This is a genomic window from Vibrio mexicanus (assembly GCF_001012815.1).
Classification (GTDB): Bacteria; Pseudomonadota; Gammaproteobacteria; order Enterobacterales; family Vibrionaceae; genus Vibrio; species Vibrio mexicanus.
The window spans coordinates 1-432 of the sequence record NZ_JYJP01000025.1 but is presented as its reverse complement, the minus strand read 5'-3'; the positions used below and the strand labels follow the sequence as shown (position 1 = coordinate 432).

At 50.5% G+C, this 432-nt stretch carries 1 protein-coding gene; it reads left to right on the top strand.

The genetic code is table 11. The features are described from left to right. Positions 1-432, top strand: a 432-nt coding sequence (locus UA76_RS23825) for a hypothetical protein (RefSeq protein ID WP_047043462.1), incomplete at both ends; no start/stop codon positions are given.

Here is a 432-nt window from a genome sequence, read left to right as displayed (position 1 = left end):
CCACAACGCGGTGGCTCAATCAAAACAAACGACCTTTACCGTCGACATCAATAATCCGGTTGTTGAAAATGTGACCTTATCTCCAATCTACGGTGATGCGGGCGATACCATCAGTATCACCGCTGATTTCAGCCGCGCGGTGACCGAGCCTAAAACGTCAGATTTAGGCGGCAACGCCATTGTTTGGAGTGGTAGCGATGCGCAAAACCAATGGACAGGCAGCGTGGTAGTCCCTGCTTCAACACAAGGTGAGCTTCACATGCCAATGACCATTGCAGGTTTTAAAGACGAAGTGGGTAATTCTGGCAGTGCGCATACCGATACACAGCTACCGCTTACGCCGAGCATTGAGATCAATGCCATTGACGATGTAAACAGCGATACCATCACGGCAGTGACCATCTCGGGAAAAACCAGTCGCTTTGTGGATGC